Source organism: Acinetobacter sp. UBA1496, from assembly GCF_002324975.1.
GTDB classification, from domain to species: domain Bacteria; phylum Pseudomonadota; class Gammaproteobacteria; order Pseudomonadales; family Moraxellaceae; genus Acinetobacter; species Acinetobacter variabilis.
Window position 1 is genome coordinate 1 of record NZ_DCRI01000110.1, and the last position, 17,006, is coordinate 17,006.

The 17,006-nt window shown below is 41.8% G+C and carries 18 protein-coding genes and 1 pseudogene; 8 read left to right on the forward strand and 11 right to left on the reverse strand.

What is annotated here, in order from left to right; genetic code table 11:
- The first annotated feature begins 150 nt into the window (after positions 1–150).
- Complete coding sequence (locus B3143_RS14310; RefSeq protein WP_175967476.1) at positions 151–714, forward strand: lecithin retinol acyltransferase family protein; 564 nt, start codon at positions 151–153, stop codon at positions 712–714.
- A 117-nt stretch (positions 715–831) separates the two neighbouring features.
- On the opposite strand, the gene B3143_RS14315 is transcribed toward B3143_RS14310, so the two are convergent.
- Positions 832–1,743: a bestrophin family protein gene (locus B3143_RS14315; RefSeq protein WP_286740986.1), complete on the reverse strand. Its 912-nt coding sequence runs from the start codon at positions 1,741–1,743 to the stop codon at positions 832–834.
- Between the two features lie 66 nt (positions 1,744–1,809).
- A complete protein-coding gene (locus tag B3143_RS14320) occupies positions 1,810–3,537 on the reverse strand; it encodes a glutamine--tRNA ligase/YqeY domain fusion protein (RefSeq protein ID WP_004786096.1) in 1,728 nt (575 codons plus the stop codon).
- A gap of 430 nt (positions 3,538–3,967) precedes the next feature.
- Between B3143_RS14320 and B3143_RS14325 the strand changes: the two genes are divergently transcribed.
- Entirely contained in the window at positions 3,968–4,477 is a 510-nt protein-coding gene (locus B3143_RS14325; RefSeq protein WP_004786097.1) for a peptidylprolyl isomerase, read from the forward strand.
- A 119-nt stretch (positions 4,478–4,596) separates the two neighbouring features.
- Positions 4,597–5,322 (forward strand): UDP-2,3-diacylglucosamine diphosphatase, encoded by a 726-nt coding sequence (locus B3143_RS14330; RefSeq protein ID WP_286740989.1) that lies wholly within the window; start codon positions 4,597–4,599, stop codon positions 5,320–5,322.
- Between the two features lie 35 nt (positions 5,323–5,357).
- Here the strand turns inward: B3143_RS14330 and B3143_RS14335 are convergent, their stop codons facing one another.
- The 3 genes and pseudogenes from B3143_RS14335 to hpaI form a co-directional block, all read right to left on the reverse strand.
- Entirely contained in the window at positions 5,358–5,576 is a 219-nt protein-coding gene (locus B3143_RS14335) for a hypothetical protein (protein ID WP_004786100.1), read from the reverse strand.
- A gap of 260 nt (positions 5,577–5,836) precedes the next feature.
- Complete coding sequence (locus tag B3143_RS14340; RefSeq protein ID WP_004786103.1) at positions 5,837–6,079, reverse strand: hypothetical protein; 243 nt, start codon at positions 6,077–6,079, stop codon at positions 5,837–5,839.
- 149 nt (positions 6,080–6,228) lie between these two features.
- Positions 6,229–7,022: pseudogene (hpaI, locus tag B3143_RS14345) on the reverse strand (4-hydroxy-2-oxoheptanedioate aldolase).
- A 245-nt stretch (positions 7,023–7,267) separates the two neighbouring features.
- Between hpaI and nfsB the strand changes: the two are divergent.
- Positions 7,268–7,921, forward strand: a complete 654-nt coding sequence (nfsB, locus tag B3143_RS14350; RefSeq protein ID WP_004786110.1) for an oxygen-insensitive NAD(P)H nitroreductase — start codon at positions 7,268–7,270, stop codon at positions 7,919–7,921.
- A gap of 107 nt (positions 7,922–8,028) precedes the next feature.
- Positions 8,029–8,256 (forward strand): hypothetical protein, encoded by a 228-nt coding sequence (locus B3143_RS14355; protein ID WP_004786112.1) that lies wholly within the window; start codon positions 8,029–8,031, stop codon positions 8,254–8,256.
- Here B3143_RS14355 and B3143_RS14360 read toward each other — a convergent pair.
- The 4 genes from B3143_RS14360 to B3143_RS14375 form a co-directional block, all read right to left on the reverse strand.
- A complete protein-coding gene (locus tag B3143_RS14360) occupies positions 8,219–9,073 on the reverse strand; it encodes a DMT family transporter (protein ID WP_004786115.1) in 855 nt (284 codons plus the stop codon). The genes B3143_RS14355 and B3143_RS14360 overlap by 38 nt on opposite strands.
- Before the next feature lie 84 nt (positions 9,074–9,157).
- Positions 9,158–10,195, reverse strand: coding sequence for a class II fructose-bisphosphate aldolase (gene fba, locus B3143_RS14365; RefSeq protein WP_004786117.1), 1,038 nt, complete (start codon positions 10,193–10,195; stop codon positions 9,158–9,160).
- A gap of 119 nt (positions 10,196–10,314) precedes the next feature.
- Positions 10,315–10,593 carry a hypothetical protein gene (locus B3143_RS14370; protein WP_004786119.1) on the reverse strand — a complete coding sequence of 93 codons (279 nt, stop codon included), beginning with the start codon at positions 10,591–10,593 and terminating at the stop codon, positions 10,315–10,317.
- Between the two features lie 154 nt (positions 10,594–10,747).
- Positions 10,748–11,935, reverse strand: coding sequence for a phosphoglycerate kinase (locus B3143_RS14375; protein WP_004786122.1), 1,188 nt, complete (start codon positions 11,933–11,935; stop codon positions 10,748–10,750).
- 141 nt (positions 11,936–12,076) lie between these two features.
- Here B3143_RS14375 and B3143_RS14380 point away from each other — a divergent pair, with 141 nt between their 5' ends.
- From B3143_RS14380 to B3143_RS14390, 3 genes are read left to right on the forward strand one after another with little or no spacing between them, the layout of a single operon-like run.
- Entirely contained in the window at positions 12,077–12,460 is a 384-nt protein-coding gene (locus B3143_RS14380) for a DUF2237 family protein (protein WP_004786123.1), read from the forward strand.
- Positions 12,460–13,053 (forward strand): Maf family protein, encoded by a 594-nt coding sequence (locus B3143_RS14385; RefSeq protein WP_004786125.1) that lies wholly within the window; start codon positions 12,460–12,462, stop codon positions 13,051–13,053. Before B3143_RS14380 ends, B3143_RS14385 begins: the two co-directional genes overlap by 1 nt.
- 24 nt (positions 13,054–13,077) lie before the next feature.
- Positions 13,078–14,247 carry a cupin domain-containing protein gene (locus tag B3143_RS14390; protein ID WP_286740993.1) on the forward strand — a complete coding sequence of 390 codons (1,170 nt, stop codon included), beginning with the start codon at positions 13,078–13,080 and terminating at the stop codon, positions 14,245–14,247.
- An 85-nt stretch (positions 14,248–14,332) separates the two neighbouring features.
- On the opposite strand, the gene B3143_RS14395 is transcribed toward B3143_RS14390, so the two are convergent.
- Positions 14,333–16,195, reverse strand: coding sequence for a sensor histidine kinase (locus tag B3143_RS14395; protein WP_004786129.1), 1,863 nt, complete (start codon positions 16,193–16,195; stop codon positions 14,333–14,335).
- A gap of 59 nt (positions 16,196–16,254) precedes the next feature.
- Entirely contained in the window at positions 16,255–16,938 is a 684-nt protein-coding gene (locus B3143_RS14400; RefSeq protein ID WP_004786132.1) for a response regulator, read from the reverse strand.
- Between the last annotated feature and the right edge of the window lie 68 nt (positions 16,939–17,006).

Below are 17,006 nucleotides of genomic sequence, written 5' to 3' on the forward strand. Positions count from 1 at the left end.
TACTTTTTGAAACACCACCAGAAATTTAAGAATGACTGTCTAGACAACGAATTCTGGATAGAATTAAGTCCTAAAACATCGATTAATTCACAAAAAAACAGTACACTTGCTGTTTAAAATACACTTGTCATTAAATGGCTTAATCTTTACATGCAGCGAACTAAACGGTTTCCCATAGGTGCGCATCTTATGGTTAAACATTTCGGTTATACTCATCACGGGATTTATGCCGGGCGTGGTCGTGTCATCCACTATTCCGGTTTTGCACATTTATTTAAGAAGCATCCAATTGAAATCACCTCAATTGAGAAATTCAGCAACGGCAAACCGATTCAGATCCAGTATTATGCCTCAGCAAAATATAAAGGCCGTAAAGTCGTGCGTCGTATGCGTTCCAGAATGCATGAAAATAACTATCACCTGATTATTAATAATTGTGAACACCTCTGTACTTGGGCAATCACTGGCGTAGAAAGCAGCCCTCAAGTCATTCAGATGATGAACCGTCTGACGACGATCGGTTATATCAGCTCTATGATGAGCTTTATGAATAGCCTTTTCCTGACCTTGACGACCACCTGTTTCGCTCTAGCCCTCTATATCAAGAAAAAGCTTCGTGACAAGGCCAAACAACGTTTAGAGCGATATCGTGAGCTACATGAGCAGGTCAAAAACAATAGCCCAGATCTTGGTAATCATTTAAAACATCGTTAAGGTTTTAGTTTCTTGCTATTAAAGTCTTTAAGATAGCTATTCAAAAATAATTTAAAAATAAGATGACTTTCATTTGATTTATTTAATGATTAGCTTTTCAATAAAATCAGTTTAAACCTAAGTTAAATAAGCTTTTTGGACTTTAATCGCTTCAGGTAGTTCTTGTCCTAAAGAACTCAGGGTTTCACGTTCGATCAATCTCACAATAGAGTCTAAAGGCAGATCATTATCCTGAAGCCCAAAAGGCTCTTCCAGTTCCGCACTCAGCTCATCTAACCCTAACAGCATATAAGCAATCAGGCCGACTAGAATCGGAGTCCATAAACCAAGACTGGTTTCCAGACTAAATGGCAGGATAAAACAGAAAGAATAAACAGCGCGATGCAACAGCACCGAATAGGAAAATGGTAACGGCGTCGACAGGATCCGGTCACAACCCGCCTGTATATCGCCTAAAGCCACTGTATGCTGATTCAGGTTGTTATAAATAATATCTGTGATTTTGCCCTGTTTATAGAGCAGAACCAAATCTTTCTGGATCTGTTCCAGTACCCATTGTGATGCATTGATATGCGTGGGCAATTGTTCATATGTAGCAGCTTCAAAACCAGTGTGGGCCTGGTAATGCTGAATACTTTGCTGTTGCTGTCTCAAACGGTCACGTAATAAATGAGTGAACAGCATCATTCGATACAACAGGATTTCACGTGACTGATCATCAAGGACGTAACTATCACGACATAAATGACGTGTCGTAGCAATCAGCGCTCCCCACAGCTTGCGTCCTTCCCACCAGCGGTCATAACAGGCGGTATTACGAAAGCTGAGAAAGATCGACAGAATCACCCCGAAGATGGTAAAGCCAATGGCTGGCACTGCAGGAAAGCTAAAAAAATGCGCCTGACGCAGATAAACTAGCAAGCCTGAAAGAAAAATTACCAGTCCCAAGGCAGGCAAAACTTTAGGCAAAATTGTGCCATGCCATGCAAACAGCAGACTAAAGCTATTACTTTTATCACGAACAATCATTCATTCTTCCCTGCCACGATTGAAAAAGCCCAATCGGAGTTGGGCTTTTTAGAGATTTAGCTTAAATTATTTGCCAGGTTTAAAGCTGTCTTTCAGATCCAGAATACGGTTGAATACTGGTTTGTCGCTTGTATGATCATATTGATCCGCTACAAAATAGCCTTCACGTTCAAATTGGAAACGATCTTCCGGTTTTGCCTGAGCCAGTGCAGGCTCAATAACTGCTTGAACCACTTTCAATGATTCAGGATTCAGATTCGCCAGGAAGTCATCACCAGTTTCTGGATCAGATTCAGTGAACAGACGATCGTAAATGCGAACTTCAGCAGGAACACCTTTGCTTGCAGATACCCAGTGAACCACACCTTTTACCTTACGGCCTTCAGGATTTTTACCTAAAGTTTCAGGATCGATTGAGCACTTCAGTTCAACTACTTCACCGTTCGCATCTTTAATCACTTCATCACATTTGATGACATAAGCATGACGAAGACGCACTTCACCGCCCGGAATCAGACGTTTGAAGCCTTTAGGTGGCTCTTCCTCAAAGTCTTTACGGTCGATATAGATTTCTGAAGTGAGCGGAATAATACGTTCGCCCATATCCACGTTTGGATGACGTGAATGAGTAAGATCCATATCCGCTGGCAGATTGGTTAAAGTCACTTTTAATGGATTCAATACTGCCATACCGCGAGCTGCAGTATTTTCTAAAGATTGACGGATGCAATATTCAAGCATTGCTACATCAACGATACTGCCATCGACTTTAGACACACCTACACGCTTACAGAAATCACGCAGACCTTCAGGGGTGAAACCACGACGGCGCATACCCACAACAGTCGGCATACGTGGATCATCCCACCCATTGACATAACCACCTTCAACCAGCTTGCGCAGCTTACGTTTAGAAGTGATGGTGTAATCAACATTCAGGCGGCTAGATTCGTACTGACGTGGCACAGATGGCGATTTAACTTTTTCCACCACCCAGTCATAGAATGGACGGTGATCCTGGAATTCTAGTGTACATAGTGAATGCGTAATGCCTTCAATCGCATCTGATAATGGATGCGCATAGTCATACATTGGATAAATTTTCCATTTATCGCCAGTCTGGTGATGCGCAGAATGCAGAATACGATACAGAATCGGATCACGCATATGCACATTTGGCGAGTTCATATCTATCTTGGCACGCAATACCGCTTCGCCTTCAGCATATTCACCAGTGCGCATTTTTTCGAAACGCTCAAGGTTTTCTTCCATCGTCGCATCGCGTTGTGGCGAGTTTTTACCTGGCTCTACGAAGTTACCGCGGTTTAGCTTGATCTCTTCCGGAGTTTGCAGATCCACATAGGCATCGCCCTGTTCAATCAGTTGAATTGCCCATGCATATAACTGGTCAAAATAACTTGATGCATAGCGTGGTTCACCATTCCACTGAAAGCCCAGCCATTTCACATCATTGGCAATACCATCCACATATTCCTGCTCTTCTGCATCCGGGTTGGTATCATCAAAACGCAGGTTGCATAGGCCACCAAATTCTTCAGCAATACCGAAGTTCAGGCAGATCGCTTTTACATGACCAATATGTAAATAACCATTTGGTTCAGGCGGGAAACGGGTGACCACTTGCTGGGTACGGCCAGCCGCTAGATCGTCAGTAATCACCTGACGTACAAAGTCTAAGCCTGGTTGTTGTTCCTGCTGCTGCACTGAATCGACTGCATTCTTATTTTGGGTCGGGTTGTCGGGCAGAGACGTCACAACATCATTTGGCTTCATGATTAATCATTCACTTCTAAAGTTAAAAAGGGATTAATGAATATGCAGTAGCTCACGCGTTCTAACTGTATTCACTAAATAAAGGTTCTTTAGTTTAACTATAGGTGAATGATCTCTCAACCGTTAACTTAGGTATTTGATTTCAATTCGTTCATTTTCAAATTGGAAAATACAATAGCTTACCAAATCGTAAAATATCCGCTTTTGACTGAGCCAGCAGATCAGTGCATGCTCTTAGAGTCAGACAAGCTTTATGAAGACGCATGATCTCGAAGAAATGACTTTGTAAATCAATGCATAAATAAGATACGATTTTTATGTTTTTAACAAAGAAAATTATGTTTTTACTTGCCTTGTCGATTGTAGTTTGCTTATGCTTCCTTCATTCAGAAAAAACCATGGCATTAGTCCATGATTAGGAGATTACACAATGAGTTTTCCTCAAGTCGAATTAAACACCAATAAAGGTCGTATTGTTCTTGAATTAAACGCTGAAAAAGCACCTAAAACAGTAGCTAACTTCTTGCAATATGTACGTGACGGTTTTTATGACGGCGTAATTTTCCACCGCGTTATTGATGGTTTCATGATCCAAGGCGGCGGCATGGATGAAAACTTCAAAGAAAAAGCAACACGTGATGCGATTGAAAACGAAGCTGACAACGGTTTAAGCAACGATGTAGGTACCATTGCAATGGCACGTACTCAAGCACCTCACTCTGCTTCTGCTCAGTTCTTCATTAACGTGAAAAACAACTCTTTCCTTAACCACACTGGCAAAACTGCACAAGGTTGGGGTTATGCCGTATTTGGTAAAGTAGTTGAAGGCATGGACGTTGTTGATGCAATCAAAGGCGTTCGCACTGGCAACCGTGGCTACCACGCTGACGTTCCTTTAGAGAACGTTGTGATCGAATCTGCAAAAATCATTTCTGAGTAATTTTAAATCCTCCCTAACCCTCCTTTAATAAAGGAGGGAACCACCATTTTTAAAGATGGTTTTTCTCCTCACTTTTGAAAAGGGAGGTCGGGAGGGGTTAAAAAATAAGGAAAAGATTCGTGACCTATCTGTTTATCTCAGATTTACATTTGTCACCTGATCACCCTCGACTTGCTCGGGGGTTTTTAGATTTATTGGCAGCTTATCAGCATAAAAATACCCAACTGTATATTTTGGGCGACTGGTTCAATGCCTGGATTGGAGATGACTACACTGCTCCCTGGCTAGATGAAATCGTCAGTGCTTTAAAACAGTTTAATCAAGCCGGCAATCAGATCTATTTTCTCATCGGTAACCGTGACTTTGCCTTAGGCCAAGATTTTCTGGATCAATTTTCCGGAAAGCTTTTACCTGAAATGACCAGCTTAAATATAGGTTCACTCCGATATCGGATCGAACATGGTGATGCACTCTGTACCGATGATGTGTCCTATCAGCGTTTCAGAAAAGTCATCCGTCATCCCTGGATTTTAGGTTTTTTAAGAAAAATGCCTTTAAGTTTCCGTGCCAGACTCGCTAATGGTTTCCGCAAGAAAAGCCATGAAGCGCAGCAATTGAAAAGCTATGAGGTTATGGATGTAAACCCATCTGCGGTAGAAGCAGCACTCAAAGAAGCAGATGTACTGATTCATGGACATACTCACCGCGCAGCAATCCATGATGTAAATGGTAAAAAAAGAATTGTTTTAGGAGATTGGAAAGCTGATTATGCTGAGATTTTAGAGCTGAGTAGCTCTGATATTGATATTCATAACATTCAGCTAAAAATCTGGTATTACCCATAAAAAAGCAACTGCAACAGTTGCTTCTTATATTTTATTTAACTTAAACGGTATAACTGGTTAAAACCAGTATAGAAACTTTTACCATCCAGATTAAATGGATATTGTTCACCATTTTCAAGTTCAATCATCTTGCCTACATTGACCATAATCATACCATTGATGGTATTTTGCTGGCGTTGCATTGGTACAACTTTGACTTGAATTTCACAACCATTAATGGCGGTCGCGATAGACCATGTATTTAAATTTTTCAAAATATTCACTCACAATATGAGCTTTTTGTGATTAAACAAGGAGAGCTATAGACTAAAAATAAATCTTATTTCTGGGTTTGCTAGAGTTTTTTTAACAGGAAAACCTGTCTTTCGTGTATCACAATCAGCTAAAAATAAACCAGCGAAAACAGTATTCGCTTTAAAGTTATTATCTTATAACTCTTTTTTGACCAAATAGCAAAATTACATTGTAATGACATATGTCAAAAGTAGTATTTTTTAGATGCTTTTCGCATATCTTAATGTCCAGTAAAGAAATATTTCACAATATAAAACAAACCGATCAATATCATGACACTAAAACCAGAGATCAAATCACCTGAATCAAGAAAGTTTAAAACTGTCAGATATCCAGTAACCAATGTATAAATCAGCATAAAGACTAAAAGATACGTTGCCCTAAACGATAACGTTGTTGCTTTTTTTTGCTCATGGATCTGTTTTTGCTGCTCAAAAAATACATCAATTTCTTCTGGTTTCATTTTTCAATTCCCATCCATATTATTTTTAAATTACTATAGTTAAAGTAGATAAAAAAGGCTCTGACAAATCAGAGCTTTTATAAAATATCTTTTGTTTAAGTAATAAATATTGAGAAATCATAATTTACGACTCTCAGATATTTTTATGATCAATAACCGCCTTCTGACTTGATGACTTCAGCATCAGGTTTATATTTCGCCAAAAGTTCACGAAGCAAATTCATTAGCACACTGGTATCAACACCCACTGCAACGAACTCAGTTCCAAGCGCCAGATATTTCTGAGTAGCTTCATGCTGAGTCGATAAAATCCCAGCAGCCTTACCAGATGCACGAATCCGCTGAATGGCATCTACTACTGCTTTTTGTACTTCAGGATGGTTTGGATTCCCCTGATAGCCCATAGTCGCTGAAAGATCTACCGCCCCAATAAATACACCATCAATCCCCTCGATCTTGAGGATTTCATCCAGATTTTCTAGACCTGCCACTGATTCGATCTGAATTAATAAACAGATATTTTCATGAGCAGTCTGGTAATAATTCGGGATACTGTTCCAGCATGTCGCACGTGCTAATGCAGCACCCACACCACTAATTCCTTCTGGTGGATAGCGGACTGCTTTGACCATTAATTCGGCCTGCTCCACAGTTTCTACCATAGGAATCAATAAGGTCTGTGCGCCAATATCGAGTAACTGCTTGATCAGTTATACACTGCCTATTGGGGGCGTACTACAGCTTGAGATGGATAAGCAGCGATACTCTGTAATTGAGAGAGCGTTGTTCTTAAATCGCTTGGGGCATGCTCACCATCAATCAAGAGCCAGTCATAGCCTGCATTTGCCGCAATTTCTGTCCCATACGCGTCAGCCAGTCCGACCCACAAGCCAATTTGCTGCTGCGTCTTTAATTTACGTTTAAAGTAATTGGTATATTGCATCGGCCCACCTATCTTGCATGCTATTGCCTGAAGTTCTTATTAAACTCCTGTTATTAGAAACTGCCAATATACAAAAGCTTGCTTTTTATCTGATTTAACTCTTAGTTTTTCATAAAATTTTACTCAAGATTATATAAATATAGACTTTGCCGATGATGTCTTTATTGTAGTAATCTTTTGATCAGAAAAATCTAGATGCCTAAAGCATATTTCTAAACGCCTTATCAAAAGATTGGAGTCCATCAATGGATTTACTCAAGATCGCTCAAACCCGTTATACCACTAAAGCTTATGACCCTAACAAGAAGATTCCAGCAGAACAATTTGAACGTTTATTAGAAATCTTACGCCTGACCCCATCTTCGATTAATATTCAGCCTTGGCATTTTTTTATTGCCGACAATGATGCCGCTAAACAGCGTATTGCCAAAGCACTAGTTGGAACTTATGCCTACAATGCTCCCAAAGTGCTGGACTCTTCACATACCATTTTATTTTGTACCAAAGCCGATATTGACGAGTTACATTTGGACAATCTGTTAAATCGTGATGATCTCAGTGGTCGTTTTAAAGATGAGAGCGCCAAAGAGGGTCAAAAGAATACCCGTACCGGCTATGTACATTATTATCGTAATGAAAAAGGTGATATTCAGCGCTGGGCAGAAAACCAGACCTTTATTGCACTGGGACAGATCTTATTGACTGCAGGAAGTGAAAGTATTGATGCCACACCGATCGGTGGTTTTGATGAAGACATTCTGAGTGAGGAATTACAGTTAGCTGAACAAGGCCTGATTCCATCAGTATTGCTTACTTTAGGTTACCGCAGTGAAAATGATTTCAATGCCAAATTGCCGAAATCCCGCCTGCAAGCTGAAGATATTTTCACCAAACTGTAAGCATTTTATGTTATAAAAGGGGTCTAGTGCCCCTTTTCTTGTCAATTCGGGCCTAATTTTTGCTTTATTCTCCAAACATCCAACTAGAATAACAATTAGAGGTACCCATGTCTGTTTTACCATCCAGCTCTTTAAAATTCGAATGCAAACACTGCGATAAGATCTATTTACATCACTATGCTAATGCCCAGCATCGTTATCCGCATTGTCCAGACTGCAAACAGGCCGGCTTATTGCTTGGACGGGCTGAAAAAGAAGACCTGTTACGTTATCCGCTTGAATTTGCATCTTCCTATGTTAAACAGACATTGCATATGCTAGGCAAACAACACTAATCACGCCTAGAATCAGCCCGATCGTACTTGCAGGTTTGAGTCGTTCTTTAAAGATGAGCAAACCTGCAATCACACCAAAAATCACCACCAGAATATTCATACCCGCGAATACAATCGCTGGCGTATCTTTGAGCATCATGTGTGCTTTGACGTAAAAGGCGATATTGGCAAAGTTCAGCGCACCCAATAACAGACCGAAACCAATATCCTTGCCAGAACCCAGATGACGATATTGCAGCAGCAGATAGATCATCGACAGAATCATGGCGCAGATAAACATCAAGTTCAGTGCCACAGCAAATTGCAAACCGAGGCTGGTCGTATATTTCAATAAGACATCAATCAGTGCATAACCAAACCACACTAGGCCTAGAAAAAACATTCCCTGCTTGGAGCTTTCTGATGCCTGACGGTGTGAAAATAGGATGCACAGCACGGAACTTATGCCTAAGACAATACCAAATATTTTGAACTGGTTAAATTGTTCCTGAAAAATGAAATAAGCAGCGGCCAGTGATAATACGACTGATAATCGCTGGGCAATTTCAGTTTTTAAGATTCCTGCTGTTTGTAATGACTTGGCCAGAAATAGAAATACACTCGGTAATAAAACGCCAAGCGCCAGAATCAGTAGCCATGGAGTCTGACTCATGGAAATATGCTGGATGTCTGGCTTGAACCAAAAAAAACACAATACGCTAGCTGTGACATAATTCCAGCTAATCATGTGGATTGGACTCATGCCTCTATTTTTAGCAATTTTTAAGAGTATTGAGACTGCAACACTACATAATGCTGCAATAAAAATCAGTTCCATATGCTGCTCTTATTCTTCATCTTTATTTATATATAAAAAAGCCCACATTCGCTGTGGGCTTTTTTATAAATTATTCACAGTGAATTATTTATAACGCTCAACCATTTTCTCTAAAGAGATTGGACGAATCTTGTCTGCATTACCTGCAGTACCAAATGCTTCGTAACGGTCGATACAAATTTGCTTCATTGCATCTACAGTTGCGCTGAAGAATTTACGTGGATCGAATTCGCTTGGTTTTTCAGCCATCATACGACGCATTGCACCAGTAGAAGCTAAACGTAAGTCAGTATCGATGTTGATTTTACGAACACCGTGTTTGATCGCTTCAACCAGTTGCTCAACAGGAACACCATAAGTTTCTTTGATGTCACCGCCATACTGGTTAATCACAGCCAGCCATTCTTGCGGCACAGAGCTAGAACCATGCATTACAAGGTGAGTATTTGGCAGTGCTTCATGAATTTCTTTAATGCGGTCAATTGCAAGAATATCGCCTGTAGGTGGACGAGTAAACTTGTATGCACCATGAGAAGTACCCACTGCAATGGCTAATGCGTCAACATTGGTATCTGCAACGAATTGACGAGCTTCTTCAACTGAAGTTAGCAATTGAGAATGGTCAAGTACGCCTTCAGCGCCTACACCATCTTCTTCGCCTGCCATACCGGTTTCAAGGCTACCCAGACAGCCGATCTCGCCTTCTACTGAAACGCCACATGCATGTGCCATTTGTACAGTACGGCGAGTCACATCAACGTTGTATTCATATGAAGTTGGTGTTTTACCGTCTTCACCCAAAGAACCATCCATCATGACTGATGAGAAGCCCAACTGGATAGAACGTTGACATACGTCAGGGCTGGTACCATGGTCTTGATGCATTACCACAGGAATGTGTGGCCATTCTTCAATTGCTGCCAAAATCAGATGACGCAAGAACGGTGCACCTGCGTACTTACGTGCACCCGCAGATGCCTGTACGATTACAGGTGAATTTGTTTGGTCTGCTGCCAACATAATGGCACGCATTTGTTCTAAGTTGTTTACGTTAAATGCTGGTACGCCATAAGCATGTTCGCCGGCGTGATCCAAGAGCTGGCGCAATGAAATAAGAGCCATAATATCCTCCCAGTGAATGCCACATATTCTACATGCACAAAGGTTTCAATTCAGCAACAAATAACACTATTTAAAAAAAATCCCTGCATTTGCAGGGATTTTGTCTCACATTGACCTAATTAAGGTGCCACAGCTTCCGAAGTTGCTGCGACTGAGTCGTCTGCAGTCGCTGCATCTGCCGGAGCATTCGCAATTTCAGCAGGGATGTCGGTATTTTTTTCATCTAGAACCGGCTGATCAATTGCATCAATCGCTGCTTGCTGTTCTGGCGTTACAGTCTCATCTGCAACGGCTGCCGAAGCTTCTGCTTCAGCTGCTGGGGCATTTTCCTGTTTCGCACATGCAGTCAGTGCCAATGATGCTGCCAATAATGCCGCTAAAGTTAACTGTTTTTTCATCACGTAATCTCGTCATTTGGTGATTTAATGTCTGCATCTTATGACAGATTTATTGCATTTTAATGACGGAGCCATGAATGGTAAGTTTCTGCTGTCAAAAAAATGACATAAAAAAGCTGGCACTTGGCCAGCTTTTTGAGACTAAAACATGCAATTAAGCGCGTTCTAGGAGTACCGCAACTGCAGGAAGGGTTTTGCCTTCGACAAATTCAAGGAATGCACCACCACCAGTCGAGATATAACCAATTTTGTCAGCAACTTCGTATTTATCGATCGCAGCTAAAGTATCGCCACCACCTGCAATCGAGAAACCTTCAGATTCCGCAATCGCTAAAGACAATGCTTTAGTACCTTCACCGAACTGATCTACTTCGAATACGCCAACTGGACCATTCCAGAGAATTGTTTTAGACGTTTTCAGGATTTCAGCAAATGCTTTTGCAGTTTCTGGACCAACGTCAAGGATCATGTCATTGTCAGCAACATCTTCAACTTTCTTCACAGTCGCTTTCGCTGTAGCCAATGAACCTAGGAAGTCATCAAAGTTGATTTCAGATGCATCAGCAACCACAACATCAGTTGGAAGTGGAACTGAAACTTTTGCGGCAATGGCTTTCGCTGTGTCGATCAAATCACTTTCACACAGTGATTTACCTACATTGTAGCCAGCAGCTGCAAGGAAAGTATTCGCGATACCACCACCAACAATCAATTGATCACAGATGTCAGACAATGAAGTCAAAACATCAAGCTTGGTAGAAACTTTAGAACCCGCAACGATCGCAACCATTGGTTTTTCAGGTGTTTTCAATGCACGACCCAATGCATCCAGTTCAGCCGCCAATAAAGGACCTGCTGCTGCTACTTTAGCTAAACGAGCGACACCTTCAGTTGATGCTTCTGCACGGTGTGCAGTACCGAACGCATCCATCACGAATACGTCACAAAGGGCTGCATATTTTGCTGCAAGTTCAGGATTGTTTTTCTTTTCCCCTACGTTGAAACGGCAGTTTTCCAGTAAAACCACTTGACCCGGCTGAACTTCAACACCATTTAGATAGTCTGTGAAAAGTTTTACTTCCTGACCCAATGCTTCAGTCAGATAAGCTGCTACAGGTGCAAGAGACTGTTCAGCCTTCGGCTCACCTTCAACTGGACGACCAAGGTGAGAATACACCATGACAGCCGCGCCCTTTTCTACTGCAGCTTTAATTGTTGGTAATGCAGCACGTAGACGCGCATCGCTAGTGATTACACCATTTTTAACCGGTACATTTAAATCTTCACGGATCAGAACACGTTTACCCATCAGGTCAAGGTCAGTCATACGCTGAAAGTTCATTGTAGAGCTCTCTTTATAGATATTAAAAACGAGGCGATTTTAAATGATTATGCAGAAAAAGGTTAGCATCTTTTGCAGAAAACATTATGAATGCCAAAGTTTTGTTATGATAGAAAAAAGCTTCTTCCAGATTCAGTACCTATGTCGATATATCCTGATCCTAATCTTAACCGTCTCAATGTTCTGGGCGAGCCTTTGGCGAGCTGTTGTTTTGATCCTATTACTGGGTATTTCCGTAATGGCTTTTGCCATACCGCACCTACCGATCTGGGACAGCACACTGTCTGTGCACAGATGACCTCTGAATTTCTGAATTTTTCCCAGAAAGTGGGCAATGACCTGATTACACCATTACCAGAACTGGGATTTCCTGGACTACAACCTGGTGATTTCTGGTGTATCTGCGTGACACGCTGGGTAGAAGCTTATGAAGCTGGACAAGCACCACCGATCAAGCTACAAGCCTGTCACAAAGCCGTCCTCGCTTATGTTCCTCTCCATATTTTAGAAGAATACGCTGTCTAATGAATACCGCAAAAATCATCTTGGCTTCTTCAAGCCAGACCCGTAAAGAACTGATGAACCGTCTACGTCTTGATTACGTATCGGTCGTCCCGGACATAGATGAATCACCCCAAGGTGAAAATCATGCGGATGAATTAGCCAAACGCCTAGCTTTTGAAAAAGCTCGTCATGTCGCTGAACTACATCCTGATGCGATTGTAATTGGTTCTGATCAGGTCGCTTGGCGTGAAGGCGCACCAGATATCTTTATGGGTAAGCCTTTAACAATAGAAAAGGCCATTCGCCAGCTACAGGCCAATTCGGACAAGATTGTGTACTTCAGTACAGCACTCAGCGTTCAGCAGAAATCTACCGGTTTTGAACGTACGCTGGTAGAACATTATAAAGTCAAATTCCGCAAACTGTCTCAAGCAGAAATTGAGCGTTATGTAGAGATCGAACAGCCCCTGCATTGTGCCGGTAGCTTTAAATGTGAAAGTCTTGGGATTAGCCTGTTTGAAACCATGATCGGGCAGGATCAAACTACCCTGATGGGTATGCCGATGATTCAGCTATGCAATATTCTGCGTGAGCTAAAGGTTTTAGTTCCTTAATCTCCTTTATTTTAGGCTTTATTTATGTCCCTATCTCTAGACGTTTTAGGCGGTATTACCGCTGAACAATTCCTTGCCGAATACTGGCAGAAAAAACCGCTGCTGGTACGTAATGCCATGCCTGAAATCGCAGGCCTGCTAGAACCTGATGATGTGATGGAGCTGGCACTTGAAGAAAATGTCACTGCACGTCTAATCAAGCAGAAAGATCGTGATCCAAATCAGTGGTCGGTAAAGACATCTCCTTTATTAAAAGCTGATTTCCAGAAGATGCCTAAGCTCTGGACTTTACTGGTTCAGGCTGTGGATCACTATTCTTTCGATCTGTCTGAACTCTGGAAAAAATTTGCCTTTATCCCTCAATGGCGTCGTGATGACATCATGGTGTCTTATGCGCCTCAAGGCGGTTCAGTCGGTCAACATTTCGACTTTTATGATGTTTTTCTGGTTCAAGGCTATGGTCATCGCCGCTGGCAACTGGGGCAAATGTGTGATGCCGAGACCGAACTTGTACCGGGACAGCCATTAAAATTATTGCCAGAAATGGATGTGAATTTTGATGAAGTCCTTGCACCCGGTGATTTGCTGTATGTTCCACCCGGCCTTTCCCACTACGGCGTAGCAGAAGATGACTGTCTGACTTTCTCTTTTGGTTTCCGTATGCCAAATGTCAGTGACATGATGGACCGTGTAGGCGATAAATTTTCGGAAAATGAAGTCTTACGCAATCCATTGACTGACATTATTCGTGATCAAATTAGTGCTGCGGGTGAAGTCACAGGCAATGAACTTGAATATCTGAAAGGCAAAATCATGGAGCATTTGCATAACTCCAACGTGCTTGAAGACGCCATCATGAGCCTGATGTCAGAACCAAAATATGAAGAGAATATCCCAGAAGCCGAAGAAATTGGTACAGGCGATCTGGAAGAAGCACTTGATCAAGGCTATAGCCTGATGCTCGAACCCGCTTCACGCCTGCTCTATACAAAAGAAGACAGTGAAACCTTGTTCTGGGCCAATGGTGAAGGAATCTGTATTTCTGAAGCATTTACCGCAAAACTGAAGCAGATTGCTGATGGTGAGCGTGTCTTACTGGATGAAGATTTCGCTGACGAAGATATGCTGGAGGATGTTGCTGAGCTATTGAATGATTCTGTACTGATGCTAGTGCCACCGGCTGAAGAAGAGTAAGTTTTTATATCTTGGTCATTTAAATCTATAAAAAAAGGAGGATCATATGGTCCTCCTTTTTTATGTCTGGATAATTTTGAGATGACTAAGGCTGATAGAGTTCCATCACCACGTGTACGCAGGTATTACCTTTTACAGACTGAATATCCAGCATTCCACCCATACGTTCAATGCGCATTTTCATACTGCGCATACCAATACTCATGCCGTTTTTCTGCACCATCTCTGGATTAAAACCAACCCCATTGTCCTGAATTTTTAAAGTCAGTTGATGTGGTTGTGTATATTCCATACTCACACTCACTTTTGTGGCCTGACTATGCTTGATAATATTGGTCAGGCTTTCTTCTACCACACGAATCAGGGTCAGACATTGCAAAGCCGTAGGTTCACGTTGCCAAACTTTAGGAAATGACCATTCTACGGCAATATCCATTTCTTCCAGCAACTGGGTAAAGCGGTACCGTACTGGCGCAATCCAGATCACTGGCGTTTCAGGCACTTTATTGTCAATAGAAGAACCGCTATCGATGATTTGACGCAGGTCATCCCTAAGCAGCTTCAGCATAGATAAAAACTGTCGATTGGAAATGTTTTCGGTGCTTTGATCCACCAGAATCATGGAACGTACAATCGAACCACCCAGTCCATCATGCAGTTCATGTGAAAGATTAATCCGTTCCTGCAAGCGCACATTATCCAGTTCCAGCTTATGCTGATCACTCAGGCTTTTATTTAGATCTGCACTGACTTGCCGTACTTTTGATTCTAACTGCGTATTAAATTTTTCGATCTTTTTGATATTACGATTCAGTCGTGTCCCCATAATTAGCACAACAAACAGGATAATAATCGGTGATGTATAAGGGGATAAAGGTGAGAATTCACTAACCGCCGTTCGCCCCAGAATGATCAGATCTATAATGACACACAGTAAAATTCCCCACAGACAAAGCATCAGAAACAGATATTCCCCATTGCGGGTTTTAATGGCCCAGTAGCTGACATAAAGGACACAACTAATATAAAGCAGCACATATGAGACAAAAGCGACACTGAGCACCGCTTCTAAATACTCTAAAGAACTGGCTATGATGAATACACTGAATAAAGCAGTAACCCCGATAAGTCCCCGCTCCAAACGCTGAAATTTCTGCTTTAAGAACCGAATTAGATACAGACAAAAACAGTGCATATAGAGGATAAAGAAAATCAGATTGGCTTTACTGGCCCATATGCTGGAGGGAAAAGGAAAATTCTCTGTGGTTAATATATTGGAGATAAACAGAATCCACAATAATGAACTCAGCGCCAGCCAGCCAAAAGTGGTTTCTGAACGTCGGAATAGCCAGATAATCAGGCTAATGACTCCAATCGTACCGGATAGAATCATATTGATCTGAAAGAGCGTACGGCGATCCCAGATCTTTTTTGAGTAATGCTGGTCATTGGCAATAACATTATGGAATTCAATTCTGCCAAGCCCTGCACCCTGGAAACTATAGCCTCGTACATAAATCAGCAGTTCATTGTCTGTCTGCTTCAAGCCTGCAATAGGCAAAATCCAGTAACGTGGTACATTCCAGCTTTTAGACAAAGGCTCTTGCAGATTTTGATCCGACCACAGCAGATCATCATTCAGGAAAACAGCTCCAGCAGAATTTAGATAGTCAATCCCAAAAACAATGGGTTCAGCCAGACGTATATTGTCCCGACAAGACCAACCCCAGCGAATTTTATACCAGGCACCCCCATTATATTTCGGCCAGTTATTTTTCCAGTTATCCGGCAATGTTACAGGTTGCCAACCTCCCTCCGGAATTTCGAGATGGCTCGGCACTTGAACTTTTTGTTGCTGTTCAATGTTCACCTGACAAAGCTCGTTAATCTGAAAATTATTCTGTGCCAGACTGATGCAAGAGAACAGGCTCAGCCAGCTCCCTATCATCAATAGAGCGAAGAACCTTAATCCTTGTCTAAACATCTTGCTAACAGACAGCATTCGCACTAAAGAATACCTAAATGCCGGGCCGTGCTGACTGCTTTGGTCCGCTTGCTGACACAGAGTTTGCGGTAAATATGCTTGATATGACTTTCAACGGTATAACGTGACACACAGAGTTCATCAGCAATTTCACGATTGCTGAGCCCCTGTGCCACCAATGAAAGAATTTCTTTTTCCCGTTGGGTCAGGCTTTCCTGTTCAGGATCAGGTACGATCTGCTCCAAAGAGGAAGATGGCTCTGAACTGGAAATCTGCTTGAGAATTTCACGCGCAATAAAAGGATCAATGGGTGCGCCGCCGCGCAAAATACTGCGAATTGCCAGACTCACTTCTGTATCATCGCGTTCCTTGAGTACATAACCAGTTGCTCCTGCTTTAATTGCTTTTAGCAGACTGTTCTGAGTACTCCAAGCGGATACGACGAGTATCAAAGTTTGTGACCCGAGCTCATGTATTTTTTCTATAATTGAAATGCCATTTCCATCTGGCAGTCCAAGATCAATCAGTGCTAAACAGAACGGTTCTTGTTGCAGAAGATATTCGGCTTCCCTGACATTATTGGCGAATAGCAATACCTCATCGCTATACCCTAGATCCTTCAATATGTTCTTTAAACGGCACTGAATGACATATTCGTCTTCAACAATTAATACAGGTACCGGTAGTACGGCGTCTTGTGCTGTCATAAGCACACCCCTTATCGTTATTCTTATTACCCCATTGAAATTAAAATATAATAGGACTTACGCACTAT

What these genes read in the sequence shown, in the direction of transcription:
- B3143_RS14390 (WP_286740993.1), top strand. Translation starts at nt 13,078, where the DNA reads ATGTCCCTATCTCTAGACGTTTTAGGCGGTATTACCGCTGAACAATTC.
- B3143_RS14395 (WP_004786129.1), bottom strand. Translation starts at nt 16,195, where the DNA reads ATGATAGGGAGCTGGCTGAGCCTGTTCTCTTGCATCAGTCTGGCACAG.
- B3143_RS14325 (WP_004786097.1), top strand. Translation starts at nt 3,968, where the DNA reads ATGAGTTTTCCTCAAGTCGAATTAAACACCAATAAAGGTCGTATTGTT.
- B3143_RS14375 (WP_004786122.1), bottom strand. Translation starts at nt 11,935, where the DNA reads ATGAACTTTCAGCGTATGACTGACCTTGACCTGATGGGTAAACGTGTT.
- B3143_RS14340 (WP_004786103.1), bottom strand. Translation starts at nt 6,079, where the DNA reads ATGAAACCAGAAGAAATTGATGTATTTTTTGAGCAGCAAAAACAGATC.
- B3143_RS14360 (WP_004786115.1), bottom strand. Translation starts at nt 9,073, where the DNA reads ATGGAACTGATTTTTATTGCAGCATTATGTAGTGTTGCAGTCTCAATA.
- B3143_RS14315 (WP_286740986.1), bottom strand. Translation starts at nt 1,743, where the DNA reads ATGATTGTTCGTGATAAAAGTAATAGCTTTAGTCTGCTGTTTGCATGG.
- B3143_RS14385 (WP_004786125.1), top strand. Translation starts at nt 12,460, where the DNA reads ATGAATACCGCAAAAATCATCTTGGCTTCTTCAAGCCAGACCCGTAAA.
- B3143_RS14310 (WP_175967476.1), top strand. Translation starts at nt 151, where the DNA reads ATGCAGCGAACTAAACGGTTTCCCATAGGTGCGCATCTTATGGTTAAA.
- B3143_RS14370 (WP_004786119.1), bottom strand. Translation starts at nt 10,593, where the DNA reads ATGAAAAAACAGTTAACTTTAGCGGCATTATTGGCAGCATCATTGGCA.
- fba (WP_004786117.1), bottom strand. Translation starts at nt 10,195, where the DNA reads ATGGCTCTTATTTCATTGCGCCAGCTCTTGGATCACGCCGGCGAACAT.
- nfsB (WP_004786110.1), top strand. Translation starts at nt 7,268, where the DNA reads ATGGATTTACTCAAGATCGCTCAAACCCGTTATACCACTAAAGCTTAT.
- B3143_RS14320 (WP_004786096.1), bottom strand. Translation starts at nt 3,537, where the DNA reads ATGAAGCCAAATGATGTTGTGACGTCTCTGCCCGACAACCCGACCCAA.
- B3143_RS14380 (WP_004786123.1), top strand. Translation starts at nt 12,077, where the DNA reads ATGTCGATATATCCTGATCCTAATCTTAACCGTCTCAATGTTCTGGGC.
- B3143_RS14355 (WP_004786112.1), top strand. Translation starts at nt 8,029, where the DNA reads ATGTCTGTTTTACCATCCAGCTCTTTAAAATTCGAATGCAAACACTGC.
- B3143_RS14400 (WP_004786132.1), bottom strand. Translation starts at nt 16,938, where the DNA reads ATGACAGCACAAGACGCCGTACTACCGGTACCTGTATTAATTGTTGAA.